The sequence below is a fragment of the Bradyrhizobium sp. 164 genome (assembly GCF_023073715.1).
Taxonomy (GTDB): Bacteria; Pseudomonadota; Alphaproteobacteria; order Rhizobiales; family Xanthobacteraceae; genus Bradyrhizobium.
Map to the genome: position 1 here is coordinate 37,181 of NZ_JADPKA010000004.1, position 12,750 is coordinate 49,930.

Consider the following 12,750-nt stretch of genomic DNA (forward strand, 5'->3'; position numbering starts at 1 on the left):
AATACCCTCACCGTGACTCCGCCGGTAAGAGTCCAGATCGTGAACGCAAAGGCGGCCCCCCAAAAATGCCGGGCACGTTGTTCCAACGCACGTAGTTCTTCGGGTGATTCGGCCGGAGCTATCGTGCCTTAGCGGCCGGTCGAGCCGAAGCCGCCGGCGCCGCGATCGGTCGTCGACAAGGTCGCCACGGGAACCAGCGCGGCCTGCACCACGGGCGCGATCACCATCTGTGCGATGCGCTCGCCGCGCTTGATCACGAAGGGCGCCTGGCCATGATTGATCAGGATCACCTTGATCTCGCCGCGATAGTCCGCGTCGATCGTGCCGGGCGAGTTCAGCACGGTGACGCCGTGCTTGGCCGCAAGCCCCGAGCGCGGCCGCACCTGCGCCTCGTGCCCGGCCGGCAAGGCGATCGCGAGGCCCGTCGGTACCGGCGCATATTGACCGGGCGCGAGCGTCAAGGGCTCGCTGTCCGGAACCGCAGCCATCAGGTCGAGGCCGGCGGCCTCGGCGGTCTGATAGGCGGGCAGCGGCAGGCCATCGGCATGCGCGAGGCGTTGCAGTTCGACCGTGACTTTCGTGCTCAAGATGCCGGCTCCCGGGATTTGTCGGTCACGGTCCTTGCGACATGCGCGACCAGTTCGATGGCGACCTGTTCCTTGGTCATCACCGGCCAGGAATCAACTGCAAACTCGCCGTCCTTCGCGCCATTCTTGCGGCTGATCAGGTGCACGGTGTTGCGATCGCCGCCCATCACGCCGGTGGCCGGCGAGACGTCGTTGGCGACGATCCAGTCGCAACCCTTGCGGGCAAGTTTTGATTTGGCGTTGTCGATGAGATGCTCGGTCTCGGCGGCAAAGCCGATCACCAGCGGCGGGCGCTTGTCGGCCAGCTTGGCGATGGTGGCGAGAATGTCGGGGTTTTCGACGAGCTGAAGCGGTGGCATGCCGGCCGAGGTCTTCTTCAGCTTCTGTTCGCCCTCGTTGGCGACGCGCCAGTCGGCGACCGCGGCGGCGAAGATCGCGACGTCGACGGGAAGCGCCGCCTGCACCTGCTCCAGCATCTGCCGTGCCGATTCCACATGCTTCACCGTCACGCCCTGGGGATCGTCGAGGTCGACCGGACCGCTGACCAAGATCACCTCGGCGCCCGCGGCCTGCGCGGCGGCGGCAATGGCAAAGCCCTGCTTGCCGGAGGAGCGGTTGGCGATGTAGCGCACCGGATCGATCGGCTCATGCGTGGGACCTGCGGTGATGAGCACGCGCTTGCCGGCGAGCGGGCGCGGCACCGGCGGCCGCAGCAGCCGCTCGGCGGCATTGGCGATCTCGATGGCTTCCGACATGCGGCCGATGCCAGCCTCGCCGGCTTCCGCCATCTCGCCGGAATTGGGTCCGATCAACACCGCACCGTCGCGCTGAAGCTGCGCGACGTTGCGGCGTGTCGCCGCGTTGTTCCACATCAGCGGATTCATCGCCGGCGCCAGCAACACCTTGCGATTGGTGGCGAGCAGGATGGCGCTGGCGAGATCATCGGCATGACCGTTTGCCAGCTTGGCCAGGAGATCGGCGGTTGCCGGCGCCACCACGATCAGGTCGCAGTCGCGCGCCAGCCGTATATGGCCGGCGTCGAACTCGCTCTGCGGGTCGAACAGGTCGGTGTAGACGCGCTCATGCGACAGCGCGCTCACCGCCAGCGGCGTGACGAATTGCTGCGCCGCCTTGGTCAGCACGCAGCGAACCTCGACGCGGCGTTCCTTCAGCCGGCGGATCAGGTCGAGCGATTTATAGGCCGCGATACCGCCGCCGATGATCAGGGTGACGCTGGCTTCGGGAACGGCGCTGGTACGTTGTTGTGTCGGAGCTGAGGAGGATGCCGCAGGTGGGACCGCAAACGGCGTCAGCGGCTCCTCGCGGCCCTCGATCAGCTCCCGCAGGATGACCCGGACCTCTTCCTCGACCGACCTGCGGTTCTTGGCCGAGCGCAGCCGGAGATAGGTTTTGACGGCATCGTCGAGCTTGCGGATGGTCAGGCTTGCCATGACGCCCTCCAACACGGAATGATCGCGATGCTATCATTCGTGTGATTGCAGTGCAATCATAGATTCCGGACGGCGATCAGGATGCCGATGAAGGTCGCGGCGATGATCCAGAGCGCCACGGTGCGCCAGCGGTTCTTGCGGCCCTCGCTGCGGCCCATCGCCGCGATGCTCTCCGGCGACAGCCTTATGCCGTCCCGCGTCATGGTCTCGAGCTGCTCCAGCACCTTCACCGACCGCTCGGCGATCTCCGGCAGCCGCATCAGCACCCGCGCAATGTCCCCGGTGCCCGCCAGCGCGCCCTGGACCCGGCCGATCGGACCGAGGTTGCGCTCGATCCATTCGCGCACCACGGGGTCGGCAATCTTCCAGATATCCAGCTTGGGATCGAAAGCCCGCGCCACCCCCTCGACCACGACCATGGTCTTCTGAAGCAGGATCAGCTCGGGCCGCGTCGTCATGTCGAACAGGCCGGTGACCTCGAGCAGCAGCGTCAGCAGCCGCGCCATCGAGATTTCCTCGGCGGTGCGGTTGTGGATCGGCTCACCGATGGCGCGGATCGCTTGCGCGAAGTTCTCGACCGAATGATGCGCGGGCACATAGCCGGCCTCGAAATGCACCTCGGCGACGCGGCGATAATCGCGGGTGATGAAGCCGAGCAGGATCTCGGCGAGGAAGCGCCGCTCCTTCATGCCGAGCCGGCCCATGATGCCGAAATCGACTGCGACGAGACGGCCGGCATCGTCCAGGAACAGATTGCCCGGATGCATGTCGGCGTGGAAGAAGCCGTCGCGCAGCGCGTGCCGCAAAAAGCTTTGGATCACCTTGCGGCCGAGATCGGGCAGGTCGACCTGCGCCTCCGCAAGGCGCTTGTGATCGTTCAGCGCGATACCGTCGATCCACTCCAGCGTCAGCACGTTGTGTGTGGTGCGGTCCCAGTCGACGGCCGGCACGCGAAAATCAGGATCGTCGCGCGTGTTCTCCGCCATCTCCGACAGCGCGGCGGCTTCGAGCCGGAGGTCCATCTCCATCGCGACCGAGCGCGACATGGTGTTGATGACTTCGACGAGGCGCAGGCGCCGCGCCTCGGCCGAATAGGCTTCGGCCTTGTGCGCGACGAAGAAAAAGTCGGAGAGGTCGCGGCGGAAACGTGCGGCGACATTGGGCCGGAGCACCTTGATCGCCACCGGCCTACGGATGCCGCCCCGCAAGACCTCGCCGCGATGCACCTGTGCGATCGAGGCGGCCGCGACCGGCGGGCCGAAGCTTGCAAACACATCCTTCAGCGGCCGTTCCAGCGATATCGTGATCGTGGCTTCCGCTTCGGCTTGCGAAAACGGCGGCAGGCGGTCCTGGAGGCTTTCGAGGTCGCGCGCGATGATGACGCCGACGACGTCGGGGCGCGTTGCCAGGAACTGCCCGAGCTTGAGATAGGCCGGGCCCATTCGGGTGAGGGCGCGCGATATTCGCGGGCCGTGCTTGACGCCGCGCCGCTCGATCAGGCGCGCAAGCTTCAGCGCGAGTTGCCCGGGCGGCGGCACCAGGCTCGGATCGACCGAACCGAACACGCCCTCGCGCGCGAACACGAACGCGGCGCGGATCAGGCGCGAAATGTGGGTGATGGCAGAGATCACAAACGCCAGCCTGAATGCAGTGCGACGATACCCCCGGTGAGTGTCTGCCAGCTGACGCGAGAAAAGCCGGCGTCGCGGATCATGTCGGCGAAGGCGCCGGGCTTTGGAAACTTGCGGATCGATTCGACCAGGTACTGGTAGGACTCGGCGTCGCCCGTGACCATGCGGCCAAGCGGCGGGATCACCTTGAACGAGAACAAGTCATAGAGACGATCGAGCCCGGGCATTTCGACGGTCGAGAATTCCAGGCATAGGAAGCGGCTGCCCGGCTTCAGCACCCGATAGGCCTCGCGCAGCGCCAGATCGATCCGCGGCACGTTGCGGATGCCGAAAGCGATCGTGTATGCGTCGAAGCTGCGATCGGCAAAGGCGAGTGCTTCGGCGTTGCCCTCAACAAAATCGACCTGAGTCTCGAGATGCCGCTTGGCGGCGCGCTCGCGGCCGACGGCCAGCATGTCGGTGTTGATGTCGCAGACAGTGGCGTGGAAGCCAGCGCCTGCCGCCTTGGCGGCGCGGAACGAGATGTCGCCGGTGCCGCCGGCGACGTCGAGCAGCGCGAACGGCCGATCGCTCCTCGGCGGGTCGAGCGCGTTGATCATGATGTCCTTCCAGACCCGGTGCAGGCCACCGGACATCAGATCGTTCATCAGATCATAGCGCGCGGCCACGCTGTGAAACACGTCGTTCACCAGCGTCTGCTTGTCCCCTAAGGGCACGTCCCTGAAGCCAAAATGCGTGGTTTCGCCCGGCCGATCCATTACTCTACTCCACTGGCGGACCATAGCGCGCCCGCCGCAATGGCGCTATCACACCGCTCTCATAAGGTGAATGCCCGACCATGCCTGAATTGCCCGAAGTCGAGACCGTCCGCCGCGGCCTTCAGCCCGTCATGGAGGGAGCGAAAATCCTCAAGGCGGAGGCCCGGCGGGCGGATTTGCGCTTTCCGTTCCAGCCGGACTTCGTCGCGCGGCTCAAGGGGCAGGTCGTCACCGGCCTCGGCCGCCGCGCAAAATATCTCATGGCCGATCTCGCCTCCGGCGACGTGCTCTTGATGCATCTGGGCATGTCGGGTTCGTTTCGTGTCATCAGACCGGACAACGACGCGCAGCCTGGCGAGTTTCACTATCCGCGAGCCAAGGATTCCGCGCACGACCACGTGCTGTTTCGGATGTCCTCCGGAGCGGACATCGTCTTCAACGACCCGCGCCGCTTCGGTTACATGAAAGTGATCGCGCGCGATGCGCTTGATGAAGAGCCGCTGCTGCGCGGACTCGGTCCCGAGCCGCTCGGCAACGAGTTCGATGCCGCGATGCTGGCGCAGTCCTGTGCCGGCAAGACCACGAGCTTGAAGGCGGCGCTGCTCGACCAGCGTGTGGTGGCGGGGCTCGGCAACATCTATGTCTGCGAAGCGCTGCATCGCTCGCACCTTTCGCCGCGCCGGATCGCCGCGACGCTATCGACCAAGAAGGGTGAGCCGACGGACCATGCCAAGCGCCTGGTCGGCGCGATCCACACCGTGCTGAACGATGCGATCAAGGCCGGGGGCTCGAGCTTGCGGGACCATCGCCAGACCTCGGGCGAGCTCGGCTATTTCCAGCACTCCTTCAAGGTCTACGACCGCGAAGGCGAGAAATGCACGATGCCTCGCTGCGGCGGCACGATCAAGCGGTTTACGCAGAATGGCCGGTCGACCTTCTGGTGCCCGAAATGTCAGAAATAACTCGGCCATGCTGATCGAGGTGTGGTGCGCTCCCTCTCCTGCAAGCTTTGCGGGAGAGGGTCGGGAGCTCGCGGCTACATCGGTCTCACCAACTGCCATCAACGCCTGGGACACGAGAATGGAGATGCTTGCAGCACCCTACTTCCGCACGCAGATCACGCGTACGACCGCGGCTTTCGCATCCGTCGATGTGCCATTCGCCGCAACACCGTTCGCCTTGAGGAAATCGCGCACCGTCTCGGCGGCGATCATCACCCCCTGTGACGCCGGCACCGATGTGGCGGGACCCGCGACCGTCGCCGGCTTCAGCAGCGCGATGCCCGCAAACCTGCCGTCGGCGCCGATGGCCGGGCTGCCGGAGAAGCCGAGCGCCGGCGGAGGCGACAGCGCGGAATTGCTGTTTGTCACCGGTGCCAGCGCAGCCTTGAGGCTCGACACGCCGGTGGCGCCGCCCTGGCTCTGTGGATCGGCGATGCCGATGACATCCGCACTCGCCTTCGCTGCGTCGCCGGCGAGGCTGAGCGGCTTCAGGCCGCGTGCGCCGTAGACGTGCAGGAGCGCCAGATCGTGCTCCTTGTCCTCGGCGAGACGGTCGGCACTGCCATAGCCGCCGATCGTGATGGTGAGACAGCCATCGGTGACGAGGCGGTCGGCGACGATCGCGCCATCATCGCTGACGACAATTCCGGTGCCGTAGTCGACGGTCTTGCGCGGCGGCGGCGCGGCTTGCGGCCCCGACGGAAACGCATTGAAGGCGCTCGACATCGCGATCACGACCGGCTCGACAACGTTCTCGGCTGCCTGGTCGTAGAGGATCGTCATGGTGCGAACCTCGTCGCCTTTGAAGGTGCCGCGGACGTAGAACTTCTTCAGACCCTGCAATCCCGACAGCACGAAGAAGTCGGGCTTCACCACAGTGTAATCGACCTTGCGCCCAGACGGCTCCTTCTCCAGATCGGCGAGCCTCGCCGATGTCGGATTCACCTCCTGGCGGCGGCTGAGCAGCACCTGAACCGTGCCGGTCGGGGAAGTCCATTTCGCGCCGCTGGCGTCGCTCGCCTGCTGCGGCACCAGCTTGCCGGGGATGCCGAGCCGGGCGCCGGTGGTCGGCTCGGTCACGATCTTCCAGCCGACGCTCTCCTGTTTCTTTCGTGCCGCCTCAGCCAGCGCGGCGCGCTCCTGCGCATTGAGCACGCCGGTCGGCTTGCTGCCCTTGGCCTTCTGGTACTCCTTGATGGCATTGACCATGCGCTCACTGGCGTCGCCGGTGATGGCGCCATTATACTGGCCGACCCAGGCGAGGTCTGACTGAAGCGCCAGCCGCTCAGCTCTTGCCATGGCATCCATTGTGGCCGACGGAGTCTGCATCGCGGGAGGCCGGGTCGGTACGGTCTGGACCGTCTTCGGCTTGGTACCGGGGACCTGTGGCGCCGTCATCTGGGCGTTCGCGCCTGTGGCGGCCGCAAACATCAGTGTTGCCGCAAGCATCGATCTCATGACAAATCCAGCCAGCCCATTGAACGCCATGTCATTGAAGCACATCTCGTTGGTCGCGAACAATCTCGCGGTGGTTCAGACGGTGCCGCTCATCCTGAAGGAGCCGCGCAAGCGGCGTCTCGAAGGATGGCCGCAGGCGAGATCCGGGCCTTCATGGTTCGCCGGGCGATGCGAAGCATCGTCCGGAGAGCGCGTTCCGCGCTCCGCACCGCGAGGGTCGATAGCGAGGGTGTAGAGAGGCGTACGACGATGCTGAGCCCGGACGAACTCGAACGCTATGCCCGTCATATCGTGCTGCGCGACGTCGGCGGTCCCGGACAGGCTGCGCTGAAGCGGGCCTCGGTGCTGGTGATCGGCGCCGGCGGGCTCGGCGCGCCCGCCTTGATGTATCTGGCCGCCGCCGGCGTGGGCACGCTCGGCGTGGTCGATGACGACGTGGTGTCGCTGTCCAACCTCCAGCGACAGGTGATCCATACGACGCCCGACATCGGCCGGCACAAGGTCGAAAGCGCGGCCGAGCGGATCGCGGCACTCAATCCACATGTCCGGTTCGTCGGCCACGCCACCTGGCTCAACGCCGACAATGCACTCGGCCTGATCGGCGATTACGATCTCGTGCTCGACGGCTCCGATAATTTCTCAACGCGCTATCTGGTCTCGGACGCCTGCTTCTTTGCAAAGCGGCCGCTGATCACCGCGGCGCTCGGAACCTTTGACGGCTCGCTCACCACCATCCGTGCACATGAGATGAACGAGCAGGGCGAATTCAATCCGACCTATCGCTGCCTGTTTCCCGAGGCGCCGCCGCCTGGCACGGTGCCGGCCTGTGCGGAGGCCGGCGTCATGGGGGCGCTGGCGGGCGTGCTCGGCTCGATGATGGCGCTGGAGGCGATCCGCGAGATCGTCGGCTTTGGCGACGGCCTCATCGGCCGCCTCCTGATGATCGATGCGCGCGCGATGCGCTTCGAAACGCTGCGCTATGGGCGCGATCCCGCCAATCCGCTCAACGGCGATGGGCCCGTCATCACTGATCTCAGCGCTCATCGCACCTGATCGCCGCTACCGCGTGGCCGGCTTCTCGCTGTCGAGATGCGCCATCTGTTCGGCCGCATAGCGCGTGCCGGCGGCGACATCCGGCGGAAATGCCTTTGCCAGCGCTGCGAGATGAGCCTGTGTCAGCGTCACCTTGGTTGCGCCGAGTGCTTCGGCCAGACGGGTGCGGGTTCTCGCGCCGACCAGCGGTACGATCTCCTGGCCCTGCGCCGCCACCCAGGCGATCGCAACCAGTGCCGGCGTTGCGCGGATGTCGTTCGCGACCGCGCGAAGCTGCTCCACCAGCGCGAGATTGGCGTCGAGGTTCGCGCCCTGGAAACGTGGTGTCATCAGCCGGTAGTCCTTGCCGGCCTTGCCGCTGTCCTTCGTCCAATGGCCGCTGATCAGTCCACGCGCCAGCACGCCATAGGCCGTGATGCCAATGCCGAGCTCGCGGCAGGTCTTGAGGATATCGCGTTCGATGCCGCGCTCGATCAGCGAGTATTCGATCTGGAGGTCGGCGATCGGGTGCACGGCATGCGCGCGGCGGATGGTGTCGGAGCCGACCTCGGACAGGCCGATATGCCTGATGTAGCCGGCCTTCACCAGTTCGGCGAGGCCGCCGATCGTCTCCTCGATCGGTACGTTCGGATCGAGCCGGGCCGGGCGGTAGATGTCGATATACTCGGTGCCGAGACGTTGCAGCGAATAGGCCAGGAAATTCTTGATCGCTATGGGGCGGCAATCCATGCCGGCGAATTCGCCGGCCGGGCCGCGCAGCGCGCCGAATTTGACGCTGATCTGGACCTTGTCGCGCGAAGTATCCTTCAGCGCCTCGCGGACCAACATCTCGTTGTGGCCCATCGCGTAGAAGTCGCCGGTATCCAGCAGCGTGATGCCGGCATCGAGTGCCGCATGGACCGTGGCGATGGCCTCGCCGCGATCGGCGGGGCCGTAGACCTCTGACATGCCCATACAGCCGAGCCCAAAGGCGGAAACCGTGGGGCCGGTTGAACCGAGTTTGCGCTGTTCCATGATGGCTCTCCTCGAAAGGTGCGGCAGGCTGAATGCGCCGCGTGACGAGGCCAGATATGCCCTTGGTCCATTGCCCCGATAAGCTGGACAATCCAGAATAGCTTGTTCATTCTGGCGAATAATGGCCGAGCCTGACCTGCGCGATCTCGATGTCTTCGTAGCGGTCGCCCGCACCCGCAATTTCCGGCGTGCGGCGCAGGATATTCGCGTGTCGGTGTCGAGCCTTAGCCAGCGACTACGGGACCTGGAGGAGCGCCTCGGCGTCCGCCTGATGAACCGCACCACCCGCAGTGTCGCGCTGACCGAGGCGGGCGAACTGCTGCTATCGCGCGTCGCACCGGCCTTGCGCGACGTCGGCGATGCCTTGGATCTGGTGCGGGGCCTGCGCGAGGTCGCCTCGGGCCGCCTGCGTATCAATGCGCCGCCGCCGGCGGTCGACCTCGTGCTGGCGCCGATGGCGGGGCCGTTCCTCGCAGCATATCCGCAAATCGATCTCGACATCGTCTCCGAGAGCGGTTTCGTCGACATCGTCAGCGCCGGCTACGATGCCGGCGTGCGCTATGGCGAACATCTCGCGCAGGACATGGTGGCGATTCCGCTAAGCGGCTCGCAGCGCTATATTGTCGTCGCATCGCCCGACTACGTCGCGCGCCGCGGCAGGCCGAAACATCCGAGGGACCTGCTCGACCATGATTGCATCCGCGCACGCTACTCAAGCGGCGTCATGCACGATTGGGAATTCGAGAAGGCCGGCCAAATCGTGAAGGTGGATCCGCCGGCCAAGCTGATTTCGACCAATATGAATCTTTCCATGCGCGCTGTACTCGACGGCGCCGGCATCTGGGCAACGCTCGATGGCTACGTCCATGACGCCGTGAAGTCCGGCGCGCTGGTCAGCCTCATGGAGGACTGGTGCGAGCCGTTTCCCGGACCGTTCCTCTACTATCCGAGCCGCCGCCAGGTGCCGCCGGCGCTGCGGGCCTTCATCGATTTCGTCGCAGGTTGGCGGAAGCGCAAGACGGATCGATCCTAGAGCATGCTCGGCAGCACGCGATCCGGCGGCTTGTGGGCATCGAGGAAGGTGCGGATGTTGATGATGACCTTCTCGCCCATCTCGACGCGGCCTTCGATGGTGGCGGAGCCCATATGCGGCATCAGTGTCACCTTGCCCGCCTTGGCGAGCCGCACCAGTTTTGGGTTGACCGCAGGCTCATGCTCGTAGACATCGAGGCCGGCGCCGCCGATCTCGCCGCCTTCGATCAGCTTTATCAGCGTGTCCTCGTCGGTCACTTCGCCGCGAGCGGTGTTGACGATGTAGGCGTCTTTCCGGATCAGCTTCAGTCGCCGCGCCGAGAGCAAATGATAGGTCGCCGGCGTGTGCGGACAGTTCACCGAGATGATGTCCATCCGCGCCAGCATCTGGTCGAGGCTCTCCCAATAGGTCGCGCCCAGCTCTTCGGCGATCTTCGGCGCGACCGGGCGGCGGTTGTGATAGTGGATCTGCAGGCCGAAGGCGCGGGCGCGGCGCGCCACCGCCTGGCCGATGCGGCCCATGCCGATGATGCCGAGCCGTTTTCCCCCGATGCGATGGCCGAGCATCCAGGTCGGCGACCAGCCTGCCCAGGGCTTTCCTTCCGTCAGGATCGAAGCGCCTTCTATCATCCGCCTGGGTACGGCGAGGATCAGCGCCATGGTCATATCGGCGGTGTCTTCGGTCAGAACTTTTGGCGTGTTGGTGACGGTGATGCCGCGGGCATGCGCGGCTTCGACGTCGATATTGTCCACGCCATTGCCGAAATTGGCGATCAGGCGGAGCTTGCAGTCTGGCTGATTGATGACATCGGCACTGATGTGGTCGGTCACGGTCGGAACCAGCACGTCGGCGGTGCGCGCGGCTTCCGCGATCTGCTCGGCCGACATCGGCGTATCGTCGAGATTGATCCGCGCGTCGAACAGCTCGCGCATGCGCGTCTCGACCGAGTCCGGCAGCTTGCGCGTCACAACGACGAGGGGCTTTTTCTTCACCGACATGTCCTGCCCTCATGAGGCGTCGCAGCCCGCCTCTGTCACCAAAAGCTGGCCGTTGAGGCCTCATTAACCCGGTTGTTCGACACTGCCCTAGCCGTGTCGTCCCCGGCGTTTCCTTCAAGCTCTCCCGATATTTCCGGCCGGAAAATCGGGGCAAACTGGTTGTTCAAGCGTCCGTCCTCTCTAGCAGAAGGCCGGGCCAAGACAAGAACCACGGGTCAGGGCTTGCGGACCTCGTTCTGGGGAACACCCGCGTGGGGCGGGACAGGGGCTGACGCGGCAGGGTTTTGGATTTTGGGGTGAGGACCCGCCTCGGGCGGGTCTTCGACAGGAGACGGGTTGATGGCGTTGGGGCGTTTTTGTTCGGTGATGGCGCTCGTTTGCACCTGGTTGAGCGCCTCGGTCAGCCCCTCGCATTCGGCGAAGGACACCACCCCCCAGACCGCCAGCGGACTGCCGGTGCCGCGCTATGTCAGCCTCAAGTCGGATCACGTCAACGTTCGCGCCGGCCCGACCAAGGACAATGACGTGGCCTGGGTCTATACCCGCGCCGGCCTGCCGGTGGAAATCACTGCTGAATTCGAGAACTGGCGCCGGGTGCGTGATTCCGAAGGCGCCGAGGGCTGGGTCTATCACTCGCTGCTGTCGGGCCGCCGTACCGCGGTCGTCACCATGAAGCACAAGGACGACCTCGCGCCGATCTACGACCGTCCCGATCCCGACAGCGCGGTCGCAGCCAAGCTCCAGGCCGGCGTCGTCACGCAAGTGAAGAAGTGCAGCGCAGGCTGGTGTCACGTCACCGGCAGCGGCTTTGACGGCTGGATCCAGCAGGAGCGCCTCTGGGGCGTGTACTCGGACGAGCAGGTGAATTGACGCCGCAGGCGTCGTCCAGGACGGCTGGGCAAACGAAAAATGGCCGGGACAAGCCCGGCCACGACGATCTCAGATTTATCTCAGCAAATCTCAGCGCTTCTTGCGCAGGCGCACGACCATGTCGATGCGCGAGATCTCGTAACCCTCGGGCACCTCGGGCATCTTGGACAGCGCCAGATGCGGATCCTCGATATCCACCAGCTCATGGCTGTTCTCGAGGTAATAGTGGTGGTGGGTGGTGACGTTGGTGTCGAAATAGGTCTTGGTGCCGTCGACGCTGACCTGACGGAGCAGGCCGGCATCGGTGAGCTGGTTCAGCGTGTTGTAGACGGTCGCCAGCGACACCGGAACCTTGGCCAACGTCGCTTCCTCGTAGAGCATTTCAGCCGTGAGGTGGCGCGCACCCTTGCCGAACAGGAGCCAGCCGAGCGCCATGCGCTGGCGCGTCGGACGGAGCCCGGCGGACTGGAGCATTTCGTTGACGTCGTGCCACGGGCAACCGGTCAGGGCCGGCTGGCGGCCGGACAAGAGGGCTGCGGAATGGACGTCGTCGTCGTGAGGGGGCGCGGTATTCTCGCTCATTATCCAGATTTCGGGCGCGCGTGAACTATATGTCTCTTGCAATATAAGGACAGAAAGATGCAGGTGCAAGTTTCTCGCAAGTAGAGAGGTTCTAATCAAGCTTGGAACCGCGCGAAGCGCCGGTCATTTTACCTTCATAGACGCGCTTTGCCACTCGAAATGGCCTGTGTTAGAGAGCGCGCGGTTCCGCCTAGCCGATTTGGCGCAGCCAAGCATGGTGGCCCGGTCCGCAGTCCATCCGGGCTTGCGGGAGGTGCCCCTGACGATGGCAATTGGCGTTGCTCTCCGACCGAGACGGGGCCCATTTTCGCCAA

12 protein-coding genes are annotated in these 12,750 nt (G+C 65.1%); 4 read left to right on the top strand and 8 right to left on the bottom strand.

Going from position 1 to position 12,750, the window contains the following annotated elements; all coding sequences use genetic code 11:
• Window positions 1-128: 128 nt before the first annotated feature.
• The 4 genes from dut to ubiE are packed head-to-tail and all read right to left on the bottom strand — an operon-like array spanning window position 129 to window position 4,427.
• On the bottom strand, window positions 129-587 hold the full coding sequence (gene dut / locus IVB01_RS01405) for a dUTP diphosphatase (RefSeq protein WP_247276505.1): 459 nt from the start codon (window positions 585-587) through the stop codon (window positions 129-131).
• The gene (gene coaBC, locus IVB01_RS01410; RefSeq protein ID WP_247276504.1) at window positions 584-2,038 is read right to left on the bottom strand and encodes a bifunctional phosphopantothenoylcysteine decarboxylase/phosphopantothenate--cysteine ligase CoaBC; all 1,455 of its coding nucleotides are present in this window, start codon (window positions 2,036-2,038) and stop codon (window positions 584-586) included. Before coaBC ends, dut begins: the two co-directional genes overlap by 4 nt.
• Window positions 2,039-2,094: 56 nt before the next feature.
• Window positions 2,095-3,669: a 2-polyprenylphenol 6-hydroxylase gene (gene ubiB, locus IVB01_RS01415; protein WP_247276503.1), complete on the bottom strand. Its 1,575-nt coding sequence runs from the start codon at window positions 3,667-3,669 to the stop codon at window positions 2,095-2,097.
• Window positions 3,666-4,427: a bifunctional demethylmenaquinone methyltransferase/2-methoxy-6-polyprenyl-1,4-benzoquinol methylase UbiE gene (gene ubiE / locus IVB01_RS01420; protein ID WP_247276502.1), complete on the bottom strand. Its 762-nt coding sequence runs from the start codon at window positions 4,425-4,427 to the stop codon at window positions 3,666-3,668. Before ubiE ends, ubiB begins: the two co-directional genes overlap by 4 nt.
• 80 nt (window positions 4,428-4,507) lie before the next feature.
• On the opposite strand from ubiE, the gene mutM reads away from it, so the two are divergent.
• Window positions 4,508-5,389 (top strand): bifunctional DNA-formamidopyrimidine glycosylase/DNA-(apurinic or apyrimidinic site) lyase, encoded by an 882-nt coding sequence (gene mutM, locus IVB01_RS01425; protein ID WP_247276501.1) that lies wholly within the window; start codon window positions 4,508-4,510, stop codon window positions 5,387-5,389.
• A gap of 138 nt (window positions 5,390-5,527) precedes the next feature.
• Here the strand turns inward: mutM and IVB01_RS01430 are convergent, their stop codons facing one another.
• Window positions 5,528-6,886, bottom strand: coding sequence for a serine protease (locus tag IVB01_RS01430; protein ID WP_247276500.1), 1,359 nt, complete (start codon window positions 6,884-6,886; stop codon window positions 5,528-5,530).
• Between the two features lie 249 nt (window positions 6,887-7,135).
• Between IVB01_RS01430 and moeB the strand changes: the two genes are divergently transcribed.
• Window positions 7,136-7,939, top strand: coding sequence for a molybdopterin-synthase adenylyltransferase MoeB (moeB, locus tag IVB01_RS01435; RefSeq protein WP_247276499.1), 804 nt, complete (start codon window positions 7,136-7,138; stop codon window positions 7,937-7,939).
• Between the two features lie 6 nt (window positions 7,940-7,945).
• Here the strand turns inward: moeB and IVB01_RS01440 are convergent, their stop codons facing one another.
• A complete protein-coding gene (locus IVB01_RS01440; protein ID WP_247276498.1) occupies window positions 7,946-8,953 on the bottom strand; it encodes an aldo/keto reductase in 1,008 nt (335 codons plus the stop codon).
• 121 nt (window positions 8,954-9,074) lie between these two features.
• Between IVB01_RS01440 and IVB01_RS01445 the strand changes: the two genes are divergently transcribed.
• Window positions 9,075-9,986, top strand: coding sequence for a LysR family transcriptional regulator (locus tag IVB01_RS01445; protein ID WP_247276497.1), 912 nt, complete (start codon window positions 9,075-9,077; stop codon window positions 9,984-9,986).
• On the opposite strand, the gene IVB01_RS01450 is transcribed toward IVB01_RS01445, so the two are convergent.
• On the bottom strand, window positions 9,983-10,984 hold the full coding sequence (locus IVB01_RS01450) for a D-glycerate dehydrogenase (RefSeq protein WP_247419807.1): 1,002 nt from the start codon (window positions 10,982-10,984) through the stop codon (window positions 9,983-9,985). The genes IVB01_RS01445 and IVB01_RS01450 overlap by 4 nt on opposite strands.
• 339 nt (window positions 10,985-11,323) lie before the next feature.
• Here IVB01_RS01450 and IVB01_RS01455 point away from each other — a divergent pair, with 339 nt between their 5' ends.
• Window positions 11,324-11,854 (top strand): SH3 domain-containing protein, encoded by a 531-nt coding sequence (locus tag IVB01_RS01455; RefSeq protein WP_247276495.1) that lies wholly within the window; start codon window positions 11,324-11,326, stop codon window positions 11,852-11,854.
• A gap of 90 nt (window positions 11,855-11,944) precedes the next feature.
• On the opposite strand, the gene irrA is transcribed toward IVB01_RS01455, so the two are convergent.
• Complete coding sequence (gene irrA, locus IVB01_RS01460; RefSeq protein ID WP_247276494.1) at window positions 11,945-12,436, bottom strand: iron response transcriptional regulator IrrA; 492 nt, start codon at window positions 12,434-12,436, stop codon at window positions 11,945-11,947.
• Between the last annotated feature and the right edge of the window lie 314 nt (window positions 12,437-12,750).

Coding starts and splice junctions, on each gene's coding strand:
- coaBC (WP_247276504.1), bottom strand. CDS start 2,038: ATGGCAAGCCTGACCATCCGCAAGCTCGACGATGCCGTCAAAACCTAT.
- irrA (WP_247276494.1), bottom strand. CDS start 12,436: ATGAGCGAGAATACCGCGCCCCCTCACGACGACGACGTCCATTCCGCA.
- IVB01_RS01450 (WP_247419807.1), bottom strand. CDS start 10,984: ATGTCGGTGAAGAAAAAGCCCCTCGTCGTTGTGACGCGCAAGCTGCCG.
- IVB01_RS01430 (WP_247276500.1), bottom strand. CDS start 6,886: ATGAGATCGATGCTTGCGGCAACACTGATGTTTGCGGCCGCCACAGGC.
- IVB01_RS01455 (WP_247276495.1), top strand. CDS start 11,324: ATGGCGTTGGGGCGTTTTTGTTCGGTGATGGCGCTCGTTTGCACCTGG.
- ubiE (WP_247276502.1), bottom strand. CDS start 4,427: ATGGATCGGCCGGGCGAAACCACGCATTTTGGCTTCAGGGACGTGCCC.
- mutM (WP_247276501.1), top strand. CDS start 4,508: ATGCCTGAATTGCCCGAAGTCGAGACCGTCCGCCGCGGCCTTCAGCCC.
- IVB01_RS01445 (WP_247276497.1), top strand. CDS start 9,075: ATGGCCGAGCCTGACCTGCGCGATCTCGATGTCTTCGTAGCGGTCGCC.
- moeB (WP_247276499.1), top strand. CDS start 7,136: ATGCTGAGCCCGGACGAACTCGAACGCTATGCCCGTCATATCGTGCTG.
- IVB01_RS01440 (WP_247276498.1), bottom strand. CDS start 8,953: ATGGAACAGCGCAAACTCGGTTCAACCGGCCCCACGGTTTCCGCCTTT.